The 20,016-nt window shown below is 58.0% G+C and carries 15 protein-coding genes and 2 rRNA genes; 9 read left to right on the plus strand and 8 right to left on the minus strand.

The features are described from left to right. Window positions 1-3 precede the first annotated feature (3 nt). Together ABV300_RS00605 and ABV300_RS00610 are read right to left on the minus strand one after the other, a co-directional pair. Window positions 4-405, minus strand: coding sequence for a NifB/NifX family molybdenum-iron cluster-binding protein (locus ABV300_RS00605; RefSeq protein ID WP_353714645.1), 402 nt, complete (start codon window positions 403-405; stop codon window positions 4-6). A gap of 129 nt (window positions 406-534) precedes the next feature. After that, window positions 535-1,047: a protease inhibitor I42 family protein gene (locus tag ABV300_RS00610; protein ID WP_353714646.1), complete on the minus strand. Its 513-nt coding sequence runs from the start codon at window positions 1,045-1,047 to the stop codon at window positions 535-537. A 183-nt stretch (window positions 1,048-1,230) separates the two neighbouring features. On the opposite strand from ABV300_RS00610, the gene radA reads away from it, so the two are divergent. The 5 genes from radA to ABV300_RS00635 all read left to right on the plus strand — a co-directional run bounded on the left by radA (window position 1,231) and on the right by ABV300_RS00635 (window position 7,523). Then, window positions 1,231-2,634, plus strand: coding sequence for a DNA repair protein RadA (gene radA / locus ABV300_RS00615; RefSeq protein WP_353714647.1), 1,404 nt, complete (start codon window positions 1,231-1,233; stop codon window positions 2,632-2,634). Between the two features lie 2 nt (window positions 2,635-2,636). Next, window positions 2,637-2,984, plus strand: coding sequence for a hypothetical protein (locus ABV300_RS00620; protein ID WP_353714648.1), 348 nt, complete (start codon window positions 2,637-2,639; stop codon window positions 2,982-2,984). A gap of 9 nt (window positions 2,985-2,993) precedes the next feature. Then, complete coding sequence (locus ABV300_RS00625) at window positions 2,994-3,176, plus strand: hypothetical protein (RefSeq protein ID WP_353714649.1); 183 nt, start codon at window positions 2,994-2,996, stop codon at window positions 3,174-3,176. 144 nt (window positions 3,177-3,320) lie between these two features. After that, window positions 3,321-5,849 carry an ATP-dependent Clp protease ATP-binding subunit gene (locus tag ABV300_RS00630; RefSeq protein ID WP_353714650.1) on the plus strand — a complete coding sequence of 843 codons (2,529 nt, stop codon included), beginning with the start codon at window positions 3,321-3,323 and terminating at the stop codon, window positions 5,847-5,849. Window positions 5,850-6,107: 258 nt separating this feature from the next. Further along, on the plus strand, window positions 6,108-7,523 hold the full coding sequence (locus ABV300_RS00635; RefSeq protein ID WP_353714651.1) for a reductive dehalogenase: 1,416 nt from the start codon (window positions 6,108-6,110) through the stop codon (window positions 7,521-7,523). 107 nt (window positions 7,524-7,630) lie between these two features. Here the strand turns inward: ABV300_RS00635 and ABV300_RS00640 are convergent, their stop codons facing one another. The 3 genes from ABV300_RS00640 to ABV300_RS00650 form a co-directional block, all read right to left on the minus strand. Then, window positions 7,631-8,017: a Rieske 2Fe-2S domain-containing protein gene (locus ABV300_RS00640; protein WP_353714652.1), complete on the minus strand. Its 387-nt coding sequence runs from the start codon at window positions 8,015-8,017 to the stop codon at window positions 7,631-7,633. A 129-nt stretch (window positions 8,018-8,146) separates the two neighbouring features. Then, window positions 8,147-8,264 (minus strand): 5S ribosomal RNA (gene rrf, locus ABV300_RS00645). 87 nt (window positions 8,265-8,351) lie between these two features. Further along, window positions 8,352-11,303, minus strand: a 23S ribosomal RNA gene (locus tag ABV300_RS00650). A 337-nt stretch (window positions 11,304-11,640) separates the two neighbouring features. Between ABV300_RS00650 and ABV300_RS00655 the strand changes: the two genes are divergently transcribed. The 4 genes from ABV300_RS00655 (at window position 11,641) to ABV300_RS00670 (ending at window position 14,782) form a co-directional block, all read left to right on the plus strand. Then, entirely contained in the window at window positions 11,641-12,207 is a 567-nt protein-coding gene (locus ABV300_RS00655; RefSeq protein WP_353714653.1) for a nuclear transport factor 2 family protein, read from the plus strand. Window positions 12,208-12,348: 141 nt separating this feature from the next. Beyond that, on the plus strand, window positions 12,349-13,179 hold the full coding sequence (locus ABV300_RS00660) for a sulfide/dihydroorotate dehydrogenase-like FAD/NAD-binding protein (protein ID WP_353714654.1): 831 nt from the start codon (window positions 12,349-12,351) through the stop codon (window positions 13,177-13,179). A gap of 7 nt (window positions 13,180-13,186) precedes the next feature. Then, entirely contained in the window at window positions 13,187-14,605 is a 1,419-nt protein-coding gene (gene gltA, locus ABV300_RS00665) for an NADPH-dependent glutamate synthase (RefSeq protein WP_353714655.1), read from the plus strand. 39 nt (window positions 14,606-14,644) lie between these two features. Beyond that, window positions 14,645-14,782 (plus strand): SHOCT domain-containing protein, encoded by a 138-nt coding sequence (locus tag ABV300_RS00670; protein WP_353714656.1) that lies wholly within the window; start codon window positions 14,645-14,647, stop codon window positions 14,780-14,782. 70 nt (window positions 14,783-14,852) lie between these two features. Here the strand turns inward: ABV300_RS00670 and ABV300_RS00675 are convergent, their stop codons facing one another. The 3 genes from ABV300_RS00675 to ABV300_RS00685 form a co-directional block, all read right to left on the minus strand. Continuing rightward, window positions 14,853-16,370, minus strand: coding sequence for a reductive dehalogenase (locus tag ABV300_RS00675; RefSeq protein WP_353714657.1), 1,518 nt, complete (start codon window positions 16,368-16,370; stop codon window positions 14,853-14,855). Window positions 16,371-16,666: 296 nt separating this feature from the next. Then, the gene (locus ABV300_RS00680) at window positions 16,667-18,178 is read right to left on the minus strand and encodes a reductive dehalogenase (protein WP_353714658.1); all 1,512 of its coding nucleotides are present in this window, start codon (window positions 18,176-18,178) and stop codon (window positions 16,667-16,669) included. A 212-nt stretch (window positions 18,179-18,390) separates the two neighbouring features. Further along, a complete protein-coding gene (locus tag ABV300_RS00685; protein WP_353714659.1) occupies window positions 18,391-19,905 on the minus strand; it encodes a reductive dehalogenase in 1,515 nt (504 codons plus the stop codon). Window positions 19,906-20,016 lie beyond the last annotated feature (111 nt).

Below are 20,016 nucleotides of genomic sequence, written 5' to 3' on the forward strand. Positions count from 1 at the left end.
TCCTCAATGCAGTCGGTCCATACGGTTCTCCAACCGCCCTTCGATCATGGCTTTGATTACCTCGTCCGGGTCTTTGAGGTCGGTCAGCACCGGCTCGATGTCCTTCTCAATCATGCTCCGGTGAGCGCCGCCGCCCATGTGTCCGGCGACGATGACCCCGCAGTCCTCGGCGGCAGAAAGCATGGATTTATGCTTATTCTGCGACGCCGCGTCGGCGCCATGCTCGCCGTGGCAGGAGTGTGGCTCGTTGCCGTGCTCATGGAGAAAGCTATGATGGCCGACCTTATCCCGCACCTCACAGGCGGTGACCTTATCGTTATCTATCGTGTAAACGATGTAGTACGGCGCCCGGCCGAAGTGCTGCGAGATATTCTTGCCGTCATCCGAGGCGATGGCTATCTTCATAAGAGTCTCCTGGAAAAGCGAGTCGGTTAGCCAAGCATAACACCTGTAAGTTAGCCCGTCAACTAGTGGTTTTTGGTCGAATAGAAGGGGAGGACTCTCATCCTCCCCTTCTATTCAGACAGCCGACAACTAATTAACGGTAATGTTGAGCGTCAGCGTCCAGGCATCTTGCTGGCCGCCCTGCCATGACTGAGAGTATTCAAATTTGATCGTTGTGACGCCAGCTGCCAGAGTCTTGAATGTCCAGACATCCTTACCGGCGGCGCCGGGCATCATCAACGAAGGCTCAACGAACTGGCGGGAATACTGCGAAAGCAAAGCCCCGTCACCAATAACCGCCTCTGCCCAGCTAAAGCCGGTGGAAGGATTGGAGGCCAGGGTGACGATGACCGAACCGGGCTTGGCGACGGTGACGTCCCTGACGATATGCTTCTGGCTCAATAGTTCGTCGTAGGTCAGCTCGATCTGGACCGAAGTGGTGCGGTCGTCGAGAGGCGGCACGACGGGCGGGTTGTTGTCGGTGATTTCAGGTTCGTTGGCCGCCTCGGCGTTGGGCGCGGCGCATCCTCCCAGGACCATAGTCAGGATCAATAGCGGCATCAAACCCCAAAGCAGGCTCTTGTTTTTGAGTGATTTTCCCATATCTTTCTCCTTTTTATTTTGGGTCGACCAGTCGTTTTACATCAGATACAACGAGGCCCGCCCGCGGCGGATAGCCTCTTGCGGCGCCGGTTGTCAAAAACTCCCCTTAAGGTCAGGTATGGACTAGTCCTTGCGGCCGATGCCTTGCTTGCGCCCGCCGCCCCGTTGCGCTAAAGTTTGCCCATGCCTAAGTCCCGCGTCGTCTTCGTCTGCTCCGGCTGCGGCCAGGAGTCCCCAAAATGGCAGGGCAAGTGTCCCGGCTGCGGCGAGTGGAATACGCTCTTCGAGCAGACCGTCGCCGTCGTGAAGGCGACATCCCTCCGCCGCGCCCTCACTAACGCGCCGCAGGCTCTGTCCGAAGTCGCTTCGACCGGCCACGAGCGTATCCCCCTTTCAATGGGCGAGGTCAGCCGGGTACTGGGCGGCGGCCTGGTACCGGGATCTTTGATCCTTTTCGGCGGCGAGCCGGGCATCGGCAAGTCAACGCTGCTCCTTCAGGTGGCGGCGCAGACCGCCGAATCGTCCAAATCGCCCGTGCTGTACGTTTCCGGCGAGGAAACGCGGCCGCAGATCAAGATGAGGGCCAAGAGATTGGGCATCGAGGGCGGCGGGCTTTACCTCCTCAACGAGACCGACCTCGACCAGATCATCGCCGAGATGGACAAGCTCTCACCGGCCCTGGTCATCATCGATTCCATCCAGACGGTCTACACTTCTGACATCGAGATGGCCCCCGGCGGCGTGTCCCAGGTGCGGGAGTGCGCCGCGCGCCTGGTGACCTGGGCCAAGGCGTCTCAGACGCCGGTACTAATCGCCGGGCACGTCACCAAGGACGGCGCCATCGCCGGGCCGCGACTCCTGGAACACATCGTGGACACCGTTCTCTACCTGGAGGGCGAACCGTTCTCCAGCTATCGCATCCTGCGGTCGGTCAAGAATCGCTACGGCTCGGTCAACGAGGTCGGCATCTTCGAGATGAAAGAAGACGGCCTGCGGCAGGTGGACAACCCCTCCGAGGTCTTCTTATCGCGCGACCGCCAGAACACTGTCGGTTCGGCCGTGGTGCCGGTGCTGGAGGGCTCCCGCCCTCTCCTCGTCGAAATCCAGGCCCTGACCAACATGACCAGCTTCGGCCAGCCGCGGCGGACGGCCAACGGCCTCGACTTCGGGCGTCTGCTTATCATCACCGCCGTGCTGTCGCGGCGGGCTTACTTGAAACTGGGGACGCAGGATGTCATCGCCTCGGTCACCGGCGGCCTCCACGTGGCGGAACCTGCCGCCGACCTGGCCGCCGCCCTGGCAATAGCATCGAGCTACAAAAACGCGCCGGTCGATCCGCAGCTTGTCGCCATCGGCGAAGTGGGTCTCTCCGGCGAGATCAGGAACGTGCCGCAGATCGAACGCCGGCTGGCCGAGGCCGACCGGCTGGGTTTCAGGAAGGCGCTCGTCCCGGTCAATGCCAGGATCAAACCGCCGTCAACGGATTTCAAGCTGATCCCCGTCCGCGACATCCGCCAGGCGCTGCGGGAGGGCTTGACCGCCGCCCGGGAAGAACCCGAGGCCGAAACCGGGCAGTGTCTTCTCTGACGATGGCCGCTAGCCGCGACCGGCAGATTTTCTGGATTAAAACGGTTCACTCCGCTGTCTTCTGGTTCATGCTGGGTTGTTTCTTTTACAACATCTACGCCGCGGCCGCAGGGGTTTTTACCTGGCTGCTGGCGGTAACCTACGGCACCCACCTGATCGAAGGCGTGGTGCTCATCTTCAACCGCTGGACGTGCCCGCTTCGGATCATGGCCGAAAAGGCCGGGGCGGAGAACGGCCGGGTATCGGATATCTTCCTGCCCAGGTGGCTGGCCGATCATCTCTTCCAGGTAGGCATCGCCCTATTCGTGGTCGAGACTTTGTGGCTCGCGATAAGCTTTATCAACCGATAGGAGAATTTCATGACAAATAAAAAGCTCACTCTGGAGATCCCCGAGGAGTTGTTCAACCGGTTTTTCACCTATCTAATCAGTCAGTCCGAGGCCAGGCGAAATCCCACCTTCCAGGAAGTTAACGCCGCCGCTGAAGAAGCCTTGACCCGCTGGCTGGATCAGGCGAAGAAGGCCACCGCGGAGAAAGACTGATGCCAGGCGCACATGTCGCCAACGGCAAATAGCGAGCCCATCGCGAGTTACATCGGCTCCAATCGTAGTTGAAGCTGGAATGCTTTACGCCGCCTGTCTTTTGACCTATAATGGAAACGGTATCCCCATCAAAAGAGGTCTGTCATGGCTAGCCGTTTCGACAAATTCTCAGAGCGGGCCCGCCGCGTTTTAACCTACGCGCAGGAAGAGGCCCAGCAGCTCAACCATAATTATATCGGCACCGAGCACATCCTCCTGGGTATGGTTCGCGAGGAGGACGGCGTCGCCGCCCGCGTCCTTATTAACCTGGACGTCAACCTGGCCAAACTCAGGAGCGCCGTGGAGTTCGTCATCGGCCGCGGCGAGAAACCCTCCGCCGGCGAAACCGGCCTCACCTCCCGCGCCAAAAAGGTCATCGAGCTGGCGATTGACGAAGCACGCAGCCTGGGGCACAACTACATCGGCACCGAGCACCTGCTGCTCGGCCTGCTGCGCGAGGGCGAAGGCGTCGCCGCCGGCGTCCTGGACAGCTTCGGCATCAACGTCGAACGCGTCCGCGCCGAGATCGCCAAGGTCCTGGCCCAGGGCGCCACCTCCCGCGGCCCGGCGCCGGTCAAAGCCGGCAAAGCCCCGGGCAAGACTCCCAACCTGGACTCGGTCTCGGTGGACCTGACCGCCGCCGCCCGGGCCGGCAAGCTGGACCCGGTGGTAGGTCGCGTCAAAGAGATTGAGCGGGTCATCCAGATTTTGTCCCGCCGCACCAAGAATAATCCTGCCCTCATCGGCGAGCCGGGCGTCGGCAAGACGGCGATCGTCGAAGGACTGGCGCACCGCATCGTTGCCTCTGACGTGCCGGAGACGCTGGAAGGCAAACGGCTGGTGTCGCTGGACATCGCTTCGCTGGTCGCCGGCACTAAATACCGCGGCGAATTCGAAGAGAGGCTGAAAAAGATCATCGAGGAGCTCCGCTCCGTAGGCAATATCGTAATTTTCATTGATGAGTTCCACACTATGGTCGGCGCCGGCGCCGCCGAGGGCGCGGTGGACGCGGCCAACATCCTGAAGCCGTCACTGGCCCGCGGCGAGATCCAGGTCATCGGCGCTACCACCCTGGACGATTACCGCAAGCATGTCGAACGCGACGCCGCCCTGGAACGCCGCTTCCAGCCGGTACTCGTCGAGGAACCGTCGCTCGAGGACACCATAGAAATCCTGCGCGGCATCAGAAGCCGCTACGAGGAACACCACCGCCTGGAGATTACCGACGACGCCTTGCAGGCGGCGGCCAACCTCTCGGCGCGCTATATTTCCGACCGCTTCATGCCGGACAAAGCCATCGACATCATTGACGAGGCCGCCTCGCGCGTCCGGATCCGCCACCGCACCAAGCCCATGCCTCTGAAAGACCTCAAGAAGGCCGAAGACTCCTACCGCCGCGATAAAGAGGCGGCGTTGGCCACCCAGCAGTACGACTACGCCGCTGAACTTCGCGAGCGTGAATACCAGATCGCTGAGAAGCGCCGCAAGATGGAAGAGGAGTGGCAGCAAGAGCAGGGCGCCACCAAGCCCAAGGTCAGTAAAGAGGACATCGCCGACGTTGTCTCGATGTGGACCGGCGTGCCCCTGCTGCAACTCACCGGCGACGAGACCGAGCGGCTGCTCCATATGGAAGAAGCCCTCCATCAGCGCATCGTCGGCCAGGACGAGGCTATTGTCACCATCGCTAAAGCCGTCAGGCGCGCCCGGGCGGGGCTCAAGGACCCGCGGCGCCCCATCGGCAATTTCGTCTTCCTCGGCCCCACCGGCGTCGGCAAAACCGAACTGGCCAGAGCCCTCGCCCAATTCATGTTCGGCTCTGAGGACAATTTGATCCGCATCGACATGTCGGAATTTATGGAGAAATTCGCCGTTTCCCGCCTGGTCGGCGCGCCGCCCGGCTACGTCGGTTTCGAGGAAGGCGGCCAGCTGACCGAAGCTGTCCGCCGCAAGGGCTACTCGCTGGTGCTGCTTGATGAAATCGAGAAGGCCCATCCCGACGTGTTCAATATCCTGCTACAGATCTTCGACGACGGCCACCTGACCGACGCTAAAGGCCGCCGCGTGGACTTCAGGAACACCATCATCATCATGACTTCCAATATCGGCGCCGATCTCATCAGAAAAGGCACCGGGACCATCGGTTTTACCACCACTTCGGACGCCGCCAAAGCCGTAGATATCGGGTATGAGCGGATGAAGGACAAGCTGCTGGCTGAGGTCAAAAAGAGCTTCCGGCCGGAGTTTTTGAACCGAATTGACTCGACAGTGGTCTTCCATTCCCTGACCCGCGACGAGATCCGGAAGATCGTCGACCTTCAGCTCGTCTCGGTGACCAAACAGCTCAAGGAAAAGGGCATCGCCATCGAGATTACCGAGCCGGCTAAAGACGTCCTGGGCAAGAAGGGCTACGACGAGGTTTACGGCGCCCGCCCGCTGCGGCGCGTCATCCAGAACCTCATCGAAGACCGGCTGTCCGAAGACTTGCTGCGCGGCGTCTTCGCCTCCGGCGACACCGTCACCATCGACGCCGCCGGCGAAGCCGAGGAACTGGCCTTCAGCGTCCGCCACCCGGAACTGCCACCCCCGGCAGTTGAGGAGCAGCCGGCGCTGGCCGCCGGCGGCAACGGCGCTTAGCCGAAGCTTTATCGCTTGCCAAGAGCCCTCTCGGTGAGGGCTCTTTTTTATGCCCTAAAAGCCCAATGGGGGGGGAGGTTTCACCCGGTAGAGGTGAACTCCTGTTAACCCCTGCCAAATATGGTTATTAAACTATTATTAAAAATACGCATATTGGCGGATACCTAAAACAAACGCAGGTATTTATAATATTAACGTAATCTTAGGCGCAAGCAGTAATCAGATGCTGTTTAGCGCCCATAAAACGGAGGAATCTGAATGAACAAGTACCACAGCACCATGTCACGCCGGGACTTTATGAAAGCTCTCGGAGTCGCCGGTGGCGCCATGGCCGCGGCACCTGCGTTTGCCGATCTGGATGAAATGGCAGCCAAAGACGGCCTGTACACCAGGCGGCCTTGGTGGATCAAGACCCGCGAACACCTCGAGATGACCACCGATGTCGATTGGGACGAGATGCAGCGCTATTCCGAGAATGACACCATGCGCGGCACCAAGGCCAGCGGGTACCGGCTGTCACTCTACGACCAGGCCGAATGGGACCGTCGGGCCGCGGTCAAAAAGGAGGAAGAAACCAAATTCCTCAAAGAAGACAAACCCGGCTTTGCCCTGAAAGACCTGGCTTACTCTTCCAATGTCGGCAGCAATCAGTCAGTCAGCCAGAGTTTCCTGGGTGCCCAGAAAGCCACCCTCCCGGAAGCCCGCGGCGTCTCAAAATGGCAGGGCTCTCCGGAAGAAGCCGCCTCCCTGCTCCGCACCTTCATGCGCAGCGTAGGTGCCATGAGCATCGGCTTCGTCGAACTGGAAGAGGGCAAGACCAAGAAGCTGATCTATGATTTCGAAGGGGGCGGCAAGATCCGCAACGTCTGGGAGGATACTGACAAGGCGTCCATCCGTACCCTGGCCAACGGGTTCCAGGATAACGTCATTCCCAACTCTTTCAAGTATGCCATCGAAATCATCAACCAGGAGTCCATCAATCTCTTTAAAGTGAACCCGACGCTCCTTATGTCCCAGATCCGCTATGGCCGCAACGCTAACACCCAGGCGGCCACCATGGAGTTCATCCGCAGCCTCGGCTACCAGGCTGTTGGCCAATACTCCATCAACACCATCGGCATAGCTCCGGCGCTGGCCACCGTCTCTGGCCGAGGTGAAATGGGCCGGATGAACCGCCTGATCACACCGGAGCACGGCCCCATCGTCGGTGCCTTCACCATGCTGACCAACCTGCCGCTGGCGCCGGACAAGCCCATAGACGCCGGTTACCTTAATTTCTGCAAGACCTGCATGAAATGCGCCGAGACATGCGGTGAGGGCGCCATCTCCATCGAGAAGGAACCCTACTGGGAGACCATCGGCGGCTGGAACAACGCCGGTCACAAAGCCTGGTTCGAAGATTCCCGCAAGTGCGCCGCCTTCCGCGCCCTGCCCAACTCCTGCACTTCGGGCAAATGCCTGGCAGTCTGCACCTTCTCCAAGGACCACCTGTCCGGTATTCACGAAGTGGTTCAGGCGACGCTGGCCAACACCTCGTTGTTTAACGGCTTCTTCAAGCAGATGGACGACGTCTTCTACCATGACGGCCTGCATGCCCCGGAGAAGTTCTGGGACATCGAGCTGCCGACCTACGCCATCGACTCGACGATCAACGGCCGAGACACCCACTCCTAAACTATCTGGGAGACAATGAAAAAAGGGGGCGCCCGGCCGGGCGCCCCCTTTTTTCATAGAACCAAGCGGCATGGCTCTCTTCGCGTTCCCGACAGCCCCATACGGAGTCAAACGTCGCAGTCAGGGATTTCAACCATCACAAAACCGTCCTCAACCCTGGTACGGTACGTCCTGAGGTCAAGCGTGTCGATGGATGCGACCATCCTGGTTTTGCCGGAAGCCGCAATAAACATATTTTCCAGGTTCCCCATCTGGGGCAGCTGGACGCATTTGCCGCTGGTGATATCGTATTTGGCTCGGTGCAGCGGGCATTCAACGACTTTTCCCTCAAGCCGTCCCATGGACAGCGAACCGTTCATATGGCCGCAGCGGTCGTCAACAGCATAGAACTGGCCGCCGATGCCGGCGATTAGAATTTCCCTTTTCTTTACCTCGATCCGGGTCATCTTGCCGGGAGATAAATCTGCGGTCTTGAAAGTCTTGTAATACGCCATAGCTCAGAGACCTCTGAATAATTCTACCACCACTCTCTTCCAGACCAGAATACGGCGGACGGGAGTTGGATAAAACCAAAAAACCCCGTCGTGATTCGGCGAGGCTTAACGGCTAAAATATAAAAAGCCCCCTGGCGATGGCATATTTTCCACAAGGGGTCGCCCCCTCAGTATCGTCTGCGCTGACGCGTTTCACTGCCGTGTTCGGGATGGGAACGGGTGGGACCACGTCGCTCTTATCACCAAGAGACTTTTTAACGAAAGTGAGCTATTAAGTTTTTAATCTGAACCTGTAATCTGAATCCGCCATCATTTGGTTACCTCAACTCTGAAGCAAGTCAAGCCCTCGACCATTAGTACCACTCAGCTGAACACGTTACCGTGCGTACACCTGTGGCCTATCAAGCAGGTAGTCTACCTGCGGTCTTACCCTCTTGCGAGGGAGGGAGATCTAATCTTGGAGCCAGCTTCGCGCTTAGATGCTTTCAGCGCTTATCTGAACCGGACTTGGCTACTCAGCAATGCCCCTGGCGGAACAACTGATACACCATTGGTCCGTCCTTCCGGGTCCTCTCGTACTACGGAAAGCCCCCCTCAAATCTCCGGACGCCCACCACGGATAGAGACCGACCTGTCTCACGACGGTCTGAACCCAGCTCGCGTGCCGCTTTAACCGGCGAACAGCCGGACCCTTGGGACCGATTCCAGCCCCAGGATGCGACGAGCCGACATCGAGGTGCCAAACCTTGCCGTCGATGTGAACTCTTGGGCAAGATAAGCCTGTTATCCCCGGGGTAGCTTTTATCCGTTAAGCCACGGCCTTTCCACAAAGAGCCGTAGGATCACTTTGCCCGACTTTCGTCTCTGCTCGACTTGTAGGTCTCGCAGTCAAGCCTCCTTATGCCAATGCACTCTACGGGTGATTTCCATCCACCCTGAGGAGACCTTTGGGCGCCTCCGTTACTGTTTTGGAGGCGACCGCCCCAGTCAAACTACCCACCAGGCACTGTCCCCCGGCTTGCTCCGAGGTTAGAGGCTAGATCCATCAGGAGTGGTATTTCAACGTTGGCTCCACCAGGGCTAGCGCCCTGGCTTCACAGCCTCCCACCTATCCTACACGAGATGAACCCAGTCTCAGTGTCAAGTTGTAGTAAAGCTCCACGGGGTCTTTTTGTCCAGTGGCGGGAAACCCGCATCTTCACGGGTATTTCAATTTCGCCGAGTCCCTCGTTAAGACAGCGTCCAAGTTGTTATGCCGTTCGTGCGGGTCGGAACTTACCCGACAAGGGATTTCGCTACCTTAGGACCGTTATAGTTACGGCCGCCGTTCACTGGGGCTTCGGTTCAAAGCTTTGCTTGCGCTAACCTCTCTCCTTAACCTTCCAGCACTGGGCAGGCGTCAGCCCCTATACATCAGCTTACGCTTTAGCAGAGACCTATGTTTTTGTTAAACAGTCACTCAGACCCCTTTATTGCAGCCCTGAAAAACAGGGCACCCCTTCTCCCGAAGTTACGGGGCTAAATTGCCGAGTTCCTTAACGAGGGTTATCTCGATCACCTTGGGACACTTACCCCCACCTACCAGAGTCGGTTTGCGGTACGGGCGCCTCTGCTTCAACGGCAACGAGGGTTTTCTAGACGGTATGGACTCAGCTAGATCGCCTTGGGTCTCCCCGCAGCTTCCTCCAGGTTTCAGCTTAAGATGGGAGTGGATTTACCTGCCCCCAAACGCCTTTACCTGGCGACACACCATGTCCGATGGGTATGCCTAACTTATCCTGCCGTGTTGCCCCTTTGCCTCCACAGCGGCGGTGCTGGAATGATGACCAGCTGTCCATCGCTCTACGCCTTCCGGCCTCGGCTTAGGCCCGACTAACCCTACGCGGATTAACCTTGCGTAGGAAACCTTAGGTTTACGGTGGGTGTGTTTCTCACACACCTTGCGCTACTCATGCCGGCATTCTCTCTTCCCCACGCTCCACCATTGCTCACACAACAGCTTCACTGCGAGAGGAACGCTCCTCTACCATCCTTCCGAAGAAGGATCCATAGCTTCGGTGACAGACTTGAGCCCCGTTGGGTTGTCGGCGCAGAACCACTTAACCAGTGAGCTATTACGCACTCTTTAAAGGGTGGCTGCTTCTAAGCCAACCTCCTGGCTGTCTGGGTAGTCCAACTTCCTTTGCCACTTAGTCTGCACTTAGGGACCTTAGCTGATGGTCTGGGCTGTTTCCCTTTCGACTACGGAGCTTAGCCCCCATAGTCTCACTCCCGGACTTTGGCTTATGGCATTCATGGTTTGGTTGAATTCGGCAGGATCTCTCCCACCTAGTTCATCCAGTGCCTTACCTCCATAAGCGAACATCCGAGGCTGTACCTAGATACATTTCGAGGAGAACCAGCTATCCCTGGGTTCGGTTGGCATTTCACCTCTATCCACAGCTCATCCGATAGCTTTGCAACGCTAATCAGTTCGGGCCTCCACTCCGAGATTATCGGAGTTTCACCCTGGCCATGGATAGCTCACCCAGCTTCGGGTCTAATCCGTGCAACATATCGCCCTATTCAGACTCGCTTTCGCTACGGCTCCGCAACGTAATTGCTTAACCCGCTACACAGATTAACTCGCCGGCTAATTCTTCAATAGGCACGCCGTCAGTAGTCTTGCGACCACCTCCGACTGCTTGTAAGCACACGGTTTCAGATCTATTTCACTCCCCTCTCGGGGTGTTTTTCACCTTTCCCTCACGGTACTAGTCCACTATCGGTCATCAAGAGTATTTAGCCTTACCATGTGGTCATGGTTGATTCCCACAGGATTCCGCGTGTCCCGTGGTACTCAAGGTCAGATTAAGGAGCCTAGCTCTTTCGTTTACCGGACTATCACCTTCTATGGTGGCCCTTTCCAGAGACCTTCAACTAGAGTTCGGTTGGTAACTCCTTTGCCCGTCTAACGCCGGGCATCATCCGCCTTACTACCCCCTAAAAGCTTAGGCCGTTAAACCACTGAGCTTAAAGGGTTTGGGCTGTTCCCGTTTCGCTCACCGCTACTTCGGGAATTTTGTCTTTTCCTCGGGGTACTGAGATGTTTCACTTCCCCCGGTTACCTCTGCTCAGCCTATGTGTTCGGCTGAGAGTGCTCAGGTTTTACCTGAGCGGGTTGCCCCATTCGGAAATCCCCGGTTAAGCTTGCTAGACAGCTAGCCGAGGCTTATCGCAGTCTTGCCACGTCCTTCATCGCCCCTTGATGCCAAGGCATCCACCGTGCGCTCTTTCCCGCTTGACTTGCTTCAGATTTGAGATAACCTATTATTTATGGCGGTATTCAGTTTTTAAGGTTCAGTACAATAAGAAACGGCCTGGCGTTTTCACCAAGCCGTCTTGGTTAACACCGCTGTCTGCGCTTTATGCTGCTTTATTTAACATCATAATTTTCAAACGCGAAGGCAATAATAGCACAGGCTGCAAAGCCATGTCAAGCCCCAGTCTAGCTTTATTCCGAGGGGACTGAAGTCCGTTTTTTCGCAGTACGTCACCGACTTTCCGCGGCCTTGACACCGGAACGGTCTTTGACCTATAAAGGTAGTCCGACGATATCCTGATAGTTAAGGGGGCAAGCTTCCATGAGAGCCGACAATGAAACCAGGTCCATCATCAACGCCCTGCTGGAACAGACTAAAGCGGCATTTGAAGCCAGGAACGCCGACGCGCTGATCAAGCTGACCACCGACGACCCGAATATGCTGAACATCGGCATTGCCAAAGATGAACTGTCGGTAGGGCCGGGGCAGCTCAAGGAGCGGATGCAGAAGCATTTCGCCATGGCCGATACCATCACCCTGAAGTACGGCTACACCACCATCAAGTCCAACGGCAACGTCGCCTGGGTGTCCAGCCACCTCTGGGAAACCCTGGTGAAAGGCACGCGCAAGCTGCTCCTGGATATGCGCATGACCGCCGTGGCTGAGAAAATCAACGATAAATGGGGCTGGAGCGAAATGCACTGGTCAATGCCGGTCGAGGTCGCCATGCCGGAGCCCACGGCCGAGGAAAAAGCCGCCGAAGAAGCGGCCGCCAAAGCCGCCAAAGAGGCTGAGGAATCCAAGAAAAAAGCCGAAGAAGAGAAGCGCAAAGCCGAACTCAAGGCCGACGAACCGCCGACCGACCAGTCATTCTTTGACTACTACTAGAGTGACCGCTGTCTTTCCGACAAGGGGGCTGTAACGGCTCCCTTGTCTTTTTATATGGGCGAGCTTGCTGACGGTTGCCGCAAAATGATAGATTATAACCACTTGCTAGTTCTTTAGGACTAGTCCCTCCGAGGAGAGCTGTTGTTCCCCATCGTTGCCACTGAAGAGTTGGTGCCGCGGGTACGGCTGTACCGCATTCACGCCCCTCGGGTGGCCAGAAAGGCTGCCGCCGGGCAGTTCGTCATTCTACGTGTCGACGCGCACGGCGAACGCATTCCGCTGACCATCGCCGATTGGGACGCCGCCGAAGGCACAGTTTCGGTAGTCTTCATGGAGGTCGGCACCACCACCACCAGACTGGCCCGCCTGAAGCCCGGCGATGCCATCGCTGACCTCTGCGGTCCGCTGGGCAATCCTACCGAGGTAGAAAACTTCGGCACCGTCTGCCTGATGGCCGGCGGTTTCGCCACCGCCACCATCATGCCCATCGCCCGGGCGATGAAAGCGGCGGGCAACCGTGTGATCATCGTCGTCGGCGCCCGCAATAAAGATCTCCTTTTTTGGCGCGAGCGGCTGGCTGAAAACTCGGATGAACTGATTATCACCACCGATGACGGTTCCGCCGGACGCAAGGGCGTGGTCACCGAACCGGTCAAAGAAAAACTGGAACGCGGCGAGCGGATCGACCGTGTCATCGCCATCGGTCCCAGCATCATGATGAAGTTCTCCTCGTTGACCACTAAACCCTTCGGGGTCAAGACCATAGTTTCCATGAATCCGATCATGGTGGACGGTACCGGTATGTGCGGCTGCTGCCGCGTTTCGGTTGCCGGGCAGACCAGGTTCGCCTGCGTCGACGGCCCGGAGTTCGACGCCCACGCCATCGACTGGGACAATTTCATGGCCCGCCAGCGAACCTATATTGATGAGGAGAAGCGGTCGCTGGAAATTTGCCGGTGCCCGACTGCCTGAGATACCGATGAGTCAAGAATCTGGCGGCAAAGCTAAAGCAAAAATCGACCTGAACCGGGTAGCCATGCCCAAGCAGCCAGCCGACGCCCGGCGGCAGACATTCGGCGAGGTCGCCCTGGGCTATTCAGCCGATGATGCAGCCCGGGAAGCCGCCCGCTGCATCGAATGCAAGGCCAGGAACTGCGTGGCCGGCTGCCCGGTGGCCATCGACATCCCCGAGTTCATCGCCGCCGTTAAAGCCGGCGATCTGGCCGGCGCCTCGCGGGTGATCAAGCGCACCAATGCCCTGCCCGGTATCTGCGGCCGCGTCTGCCCCCAGGAAAGCCAGTGTGAGGCAGTCTGCACCCTGGCTAAGAAGAAGGCGCCGGTGGCCATCGGACGGCTGGAACGGTATATCGCCGACTGGGAACTGGGACATCATCCGGTGCCGGAGTCCCCGGCCAGGCCGCCGACGGGACGCAAAGTGGCCGTGGTTGGCTCCGGCCCGGCCGGACTGACCTGCGCCGCTGAACTTGCCCGGCTGGGGCATACGGTCACCATCTTCGAGTCTCTCCATGTGGCTGGCGGCGTGCTGATGTACGGCATACCGGAGTTCCGCCTGCCCAAAAGCATCGTCCAGGCTGAGATTAACTATGTCAAAAGCCTGGGAGTGACCATCGAACTGGATGCAGTTATCGGCAAAACGCTGACCATTGATGAACTGCTGGCCGATGGTTTCGACGCCGTTTTTGTCGGCACCGGCGCCGGCCTGCCGCTGTTTTTGAGCATTGAGAACGAGAACGCCTGCGGCGTCTATTCCGCCAACGAATTCCTGTCGCGGGTCAACCTGATGAAAGCTTACCGCTTCCCCGAGGTTGATACCCCCCTCAAGGTGGGCAAAGAGGTTGCGGTCATCGGCGGCGGCAATGTCGCCATGGACGCCGCCCGCTGCGCCGTGAGGATGGGCGCCAGGGTCACTGTTGTTTACCGCCGCGGTCGGGAGGAAATGCCCGCCCGAATTGAGGAAATCGAGAACGCCGAAGAAGAAGGAGTCGCCTTCCTTTTTCTGACCAATCCCATCAAATTTGATATAAACGACCAGAAATGGGTTTCCGGCATGGTCTGCCAGAAGATGGCTCTGGGCGAACCCGACGCCTCCGGCCGCCGCCGGCCGGTGCCTGTCGAAGGTTCGGAATTCACTCTGGCTATTGATATGGCCATTGTCGCCCTGGGTACCCGGCCCAATCCCCTTATCGCCCGGTCCACGCCCGACCTGGCATTCGCCTCCAGAGGCACCGTAGTGGCGGATGAAGCCACCGGGCTGACCCGGAAGAAGGCGGTGTGGGCCGGAGGCGATATTGTCACCGGTTCGGCCACCGTCATCTCCGCCATGGGCGCCGGCAAAACCGCCGCCCGGAATATTGATCGCTACCTGGGTTCGCTTTAATTCGCCATCTTACCCGAGACAGACCCACGGCGGGAATATTTGCTTGAGGCAATAGGCAAGTTCATCAAGGGCGGTGGATTCCAGGAAAAGGCGCCGCTGGACATTGCCCGCGAACGGTTCGACAGGGGCGAAATATCGGCGGAGGAGTTTGATAAGATCAAAAAGAATCCAACTTAGAATTCGGCATCTATGAAAAACCAGAGGGGGCTCCATACGGAACCCCCTCTTTTTCACGAAGAGGATGTATTTACTGACTCTTAACCGTGGAGGTAAGGGTAGAATCGATGCCGAATTGCGGCAGGGAGGCATTCCACCACTCTTCCGGATCCTCGAAGGCGCCGTAGCCGAAGGTCCGGCCCATGTTGGCCAGGAAGCCGTTGAAGATGGGCACGTAGGAGATGGTCGATTTCAACACGGTATGGACCATCGCTCCGCTGCCGGTGGAGAAGGTGCAATTGGCGGCGCAGGCGGAACAGCCGGAGCCGGGGATGAATTCGTTAACGTAGTTTCTGCAGCCAGAACCATCGTAGTAGAACCGCTTCATCCCGGAGATGTGCTGGGTGTCGGGTTTGCCGTTGATGGGCGGCATATCGTAACTTGGATCCCCGGCATCCAATCCCTGAATGGAGTTGGACGGGCATGAGTCTGCGCAGATGCCGCAGGTCTTGCAGAACCGCCACAAGCCGGCGTCAATTGGATGAGTCTCAGCCAGCGGCATATCGGTGATCTGGCAGAGGTCGGTGCTCCGGGGGCCCCAGGAAGGAGAGATCACCCAGTTAGTCATTCGGGCGGCCTCGGCTTTGCCGGTAAATACAGCTACGCCAGGGGTCTGGAAGCAGTCGGTGCCGTGGCCGGTGCCGCCGAACATGTTATAGCCCAGAGCTCTCATGAAGTTATAAGTGCTGTAGAAGGCGATGTTGCGGGTGCCGGAGTTGGCCACCAGATTCGATTTCGAGATTCTGGAAGGATAGGTCCGGTCGGTTTCTCTGGGTTCCGGGCCACCGAGATAGAGTACATTCAAGTCTTTGTTGGCCGGGATGACCCATTTTTCCGCGGTGTAGTACGGTTGGTCAACATTCTCGTAGACAATGGGCCTGGCGGCTGTCGGCGGGACGTTGGCAGGATCGGTGTCGATCCACTGGGAACCGGTCGAACTGCCCTTTTCATTAAAGGCTACCAGCTTGGTCCGCCAGGTGCTGTCGAGGTTGTTGAAGCCGGCCTCGGCCATGCCGAACAGCCTGATGGCGGCTACCACCAGCTTTGCGTTCTCTTCAGGAGACGCCTGCCACTTGGGCACGCCCAGGGATTCCGGGGTGGCGGCGGTGATCTTGCCGCTGACTTCGGGGCCGAGGTAGGACACAGACCACTTGTTGGACTGGCTGAGACCGGTCCTCAGAGCTTCCCATTTGTGACCGAAGCCGGGCACATTGTCCTTCATCCTTTGCGCCTGAAGCGCACCAGATTCGGCGTCAATCTTTTCGACATACGCCTTTCCGTAATACTTGGCGCGGATATTGGAGCATTGGCCCATGTAGCGGCGGTCGTAGCGGTGGATCACATTCCAGTCTATCTCCATTGTAGGATCCAGGCGCTCGCGCTCCTTGACATACCAGGGATGCTTCTGCAGATTGTCGCCGGAGGCGACGACTTCGTCCAGATCATGAAAGTTCGGGGCGACCAGGGCGGCCGCGCCGGTGCCGGCGCCAGCCAGGCCGATGGCTTTCATGAACTGCCGGCGGCTCATTGTGCTGTGAAAAACGGACATACGGTTTTCCTTTCTTTCCATATTTTTCTTCAGCCTACAACCTGGCACACTAAAGGTAAATACGCATTTATGCCGATTTATGTTCGTTAATGCTCCGTTTGTAGCTAGGTATTAATTACAATTAATCTCGTCAGGGCTATGATTTTTAACTTTTAGGGTAATATTCTGTGTGTAATAAGAAAATGGTTTAGCGAAGCAGTATCGGCGAATGCCGGATAGTAGTTGATAAAGTCGCAAAAACACGAGATGGGCTCCGCTGGGAGCCCATCTCGTGAATTCTTGAATGAGGTTATGTTCTACTGGCTCTTGACCGTGGAGGTGAGAGTAGAATCGATGCCGAATTGCGGCAGGGAGGCGTTCCAGAACTGCTCCGGATCCTCGTAGGGACCGTAGCCGAAGGTCCGGCCCATGTTGGCGAGGAAGGTGTTGAAGATCGGAACATAGGAAATGGTGGTCTTCAACACGGAGTGGACCATAGCACCGCTGCCGGTGGAGAAAGTGCAGTGGGCGGCGCAGGCGGAACAGCCGGAGCCAGGATAGGTTTCCTTGGTCCAGTTATTGCAGGATGAACCATTAAAGTAGTACATCTTGCGGCCGGTGGCATGCTGGGTGTCGGCGACGCCGTTGATGTCCGGGATTTCGAAGGTCGGCTCGAAGCCTTTTTTCGGAATCGATTCGGAAGGGCAGGCGTCGGCGCAGATGCCGCAACTCTGGCAGAAGCGCCATAGGCCGGCATCGATCGGGTGAGTCTCAGCCAGCGGCATGTCGGTGATTTGGCAGAGATCAGTGCTGCGGGGACCCCAAGAAGGAGAGATTACCCAGTTGCTCATGCGAGCGTTCTCCGCTTTACCAGTCAGGACGGCCACGCCCGGCGTCTGGAAGCAGTCGGTGCCGTGACCGGTGCCGCCGACCAAGTTGTAACCGAGAGCCCTGAAGAAATTGTAGGTGCTGTAGAAGGCGATGTTGCGGGTGCCGGAGTTAGCAACCAGGTTGGACTTACTGATGCGGGACGGGAAGGTCCGGTCGGTTTCGCGAGGTTCCGGGCCGCCCAGGTAAACCACCCACTGATCCTTGGTGGGAACTACCCACTTGGTGGTGGTGTAGTAAGGCTCAGCGACATCTTCGTAAACAATCGGGCGGGCGGCGGTATCCGGAACATTGGCCGGATCGGTGTCGATCCACTGCATGCCGGTGGAGGAACCCTTCTCGTTCTTGGCCACCAGCTTGGTCCGCCAGGTGCTGTCAAGATGGTTGAAGCCGGCTTCAGCCATGCCGAACAGCCTGATGGCGGCCACCACCAGCTTTGCGTTCTCTTCCGGGGTAGCCTGCCACTTGGGCACGCCCAGAGATTCCGGAGTGGCCGCGGTGATCTTGCCGCTTACTTCAGGTCCCAGGAATGATACAGACCATTTGTTGGACTGGCTGAGACCGACGCGCAAGGCTTCCCACTTGTGACCGAAGCCCGGCAGGTTTTCAACAAGTTGCTTCTTGGCGAGAGCGCCGGAATTGGCGTCGGTATCGACAACCCGCTGCCGGCCGAGGTACTTGGAGCGGATGTTGGCGCACTGGCCCATATAACGCCGGTCGTAGCGCTGCATGAGGTCGAAGTCCAGTTCGACGGTGGGATCCAGGCGCTCGCGCTCCTTGACATACCAAGGATGCTTTTGGAGATTGTCGCCGGAAGCGACAACTTCGTCCAGGTCATGGAAATTGGGACCGACCAGGGCGGCCGCGCCGGTGCCGGCGCCAGCCAAGCCGATGGCTTTCATGAACTGCCGACGGCTCATTGTGCTGTGAAAAATGGACATATTTTTCCTTTCTTTTTTAATTAAATTTATACTACAACCTAATGTGGCAAACGTAAATACGCATCTATGCTGATTTATTTTTATTAATCCGCCGAGGATAGCCAAAGATAAATAAACATTAATGAGAGCTCGCCACGTTGATACGAACTCCGTTAATAAAAGGAGAGGGCTTCTTGAAGAAGCCCTCTCCCGGATAACCGTTGGCGTCAGGTTTAGTAGCCCATGTCGCGGGCATAGACGGTGGAATCGAAGCCATAAGCCGGCAGGGAGGAGTGCCACCACTTCTCGACCGCCTCGCCTTCCTTCAGGCCGTAGCCCATGATATCGTGCATCGAGGCGAAGAAGGAGTTGAAGATGCCGGTGGTGGATGCCGTGGCCTTGACCACCTGGTGGATCATGGCGGAGTTGGCGCCGTTGAAGACGCAGTGGCCCCAGCAGACGTTGCAGACGCCGACCGACCGCTGGTAGATCTGGCTGGAGGGCATGTCCGTCCAGAAGGTCTTGCGGCCCAGCTTGGCCCACTCGCCGCTGGTGCGGATGCCTTCCCAGGGCAGCTGGTAGACTTTCGGACCCAAGGAGGACGGTTTCGGGCCTTCCCAGCTCGGCTGGCTCTCGCCCTTCTTTTCGATCGAGCCGGACGGGCAGTAGTCGGCGCACAGACCGCAGGACTGGCACATCCGCCAGATGCCGGCGTCAATGGGCTTGGTGTGGGCGATGGGCAGGGTGGTCAGGAAATCGAAGTAGCCGCCGAAAGCGCCGAACTCGGGGCTGATGGACATGATGGTGTGGCGGGAGTTCTCAGTGAGGCCGCCCAGAACCGCGCCGGAGTTGGAGGGATTCCAGCGGTAAGGCTCATCATGCATGCTCTCGTAGCCGAGGCCGGTGATGAAGGCCTGGGTGCAGGCGCGGGGTACTTCGCGCAGGCGGTAGCGGGTCTGGGTCAGGCGGCCTAGCACCGTCGGGCGCATCCGGTTCAGGTCGTTGTCCTGCGGGATGAGGTAGCAGACGTTGTAAAGCGGTTTGTTGGGCAGGTAGGTGATGCCCGTTTTTTCATCCCAGCGGAAAGAGGTATCGGTCTGGGAGAAGACGACCGGTTTGGTGACGGTGGTCGGCGGCTGTTTGTCCCAGTAGGTGATGCCGGGATTCTCGCCGGTGATGCCCATCAGTTTCCGGTGATGATCGTCGAGTTCGGCGGTGGCGATGTCGGCGGCGCCGAAGAAGACCATAGCAGAACGAAGCATGATCAAGCCCTCTTCCGGAGTGCCGGTCCACTTGGGCACACCGCGGGCTTCAGGGGTAGTGACATTCTTGATCTGGCCGAATTTTTCGGCGATGGTGGCGATGCGCAGACCGCCGTTGGCGCCGGACAGGGCATGATCCTTTAACCGATAGCCGGGCTCATTGGCCTTGAGACGATCGGAGTCGGATTTCTCGGACCGGGTCATTGCGTTGTACTTCTCAACGCCGGTGTACTGGGCCACCAGGGCGGCGGATTGGGTCTGATAGCTGTAGTGCGGTTTCATCAGGTCCCAGTCGATCTCGACGGTCGGTTCATCAACTTCCTTGACCCACCAGGCGCGCTTCCGGGTGGTGACGCCGGACTGCATCAGTTCGTCCAGGTCGTGGAAGGCCGGGGAAACGGCGGCGGCGCCGCCCAGGCCGGCGCTGACGAAGCCCAGACCTTTCATGAAGTCGCGGCGGGAGACGGTGCTGTGAAATGCTGACATACCTTAACCCCTTTCAATTAATTTGCTATGTGTAGAATCTACATCTGAATCGAAAGGGAGTAAATACGCATTTATGCCGATTTATGTTTGTTAATCCGCCCTTCGAAGGTA

The sequence above is a fragment of the Dehalogenimonas sp. 4OHTPN genome, from assembly GCF_040448695.1.
Lineage (GTDB): Bacteria > Chloroflexota > Dehalococcoidia > Dehalococcoidales > Dehalococcoidaceae > Dehalogenimonas.

Bases quoted from the DNA above. Each gene is read 5' to 3' on its own strand.
- ABV300_RS00605 (WP_353714645.1), bottom strand. From the start codon at position 405: ATGAAGATAGCCATCGCCTCGGATGACGGCAAGAATATCTCGCAGCAC.
- ABV300_RS00610 (WP_353714646.1), bottom strand. From the start codon at position 1,047: ATGGGAAAATCACTCAAAAACAAGAGCCTGCTTTGGGGTTTGATGCCG.
- radA (WP_353714647.1), top strand. From the start codon at position 1,231: ATGCCTAAGTCCCGCGTCGTCTTCGTCTGCTCCGGCTGCGGCCAGGAG.
- ABV300_RS00620 (WP_353714648.1), top strand. From the start codon at position 2,637: ATGGCCGCTAGCCGCGACCGGCAGATTTTCTGGATTAAAACGGTTCAC.
- ABV300_RS00625 (WP_353714649.1), top strand. From the start codon at position 2,994: ATGACAAATAAAAAGCTCACTCTGGAGATCCCCGAGGAGTTGTTCAAC.
- ABV300_RS00630 (WP_353714650.1), top strand. From the start codon at position 3,321: ATGGCTAGCCGTTTCGACAAATTCTCAGAGCGGGCCCGCCGCGTTTTA.
- ABV300_RS00635 (WP_353714651.1), top strand. From the start codon at position 6,108: ATGAACAAGTACCACAGCACCATGTCACGCCGGGACTTTATGAAAGCT.
- ABV300_RS00640 (WP_353714652.1), bottom strand. From the start codon at position 8,017: ATGGCGTATTACAAGACTTTCAAGACCGCAGATTTATCTCCCGGCAAG.
- ABV300_RS00655 (WP_353714653.1), top strand. From the start codon at position 11,641: ATGAGAGCCGACAATGAAACCAGGTCCATCATCAACGCCCTGCTGGAA.
- gltA (WP_353714655.1), top strand. From the start codon at position 13,187: ATGAGTCAAGAATCTGGCGGCAAAGCTAAAGCAAAAATCGACCTGAAC.
- ABV300_RS00675 (WP_353714657.1), bottom strand. From the start codon at position 16,370: ATGTCCGTTTTTCACAGCACAATGAGCCGCCGGCAGTTCATGAAAGCC.
- ABV300_RS00680 (WP_353714658.1), bottom strand. From the start codon at position 18,178: ATGTCCATTTTTCACAGCACAATGAGCCGTCGGCAGTTCATGAAAGCC.
- ABV300_RS00685 (WP_353714659.1), bottom strand. From the start codon at position 19,905: ATGTCAGCATTTCACAGCACCGTCTCCCGCCGCGACTTCATGAAAGGT.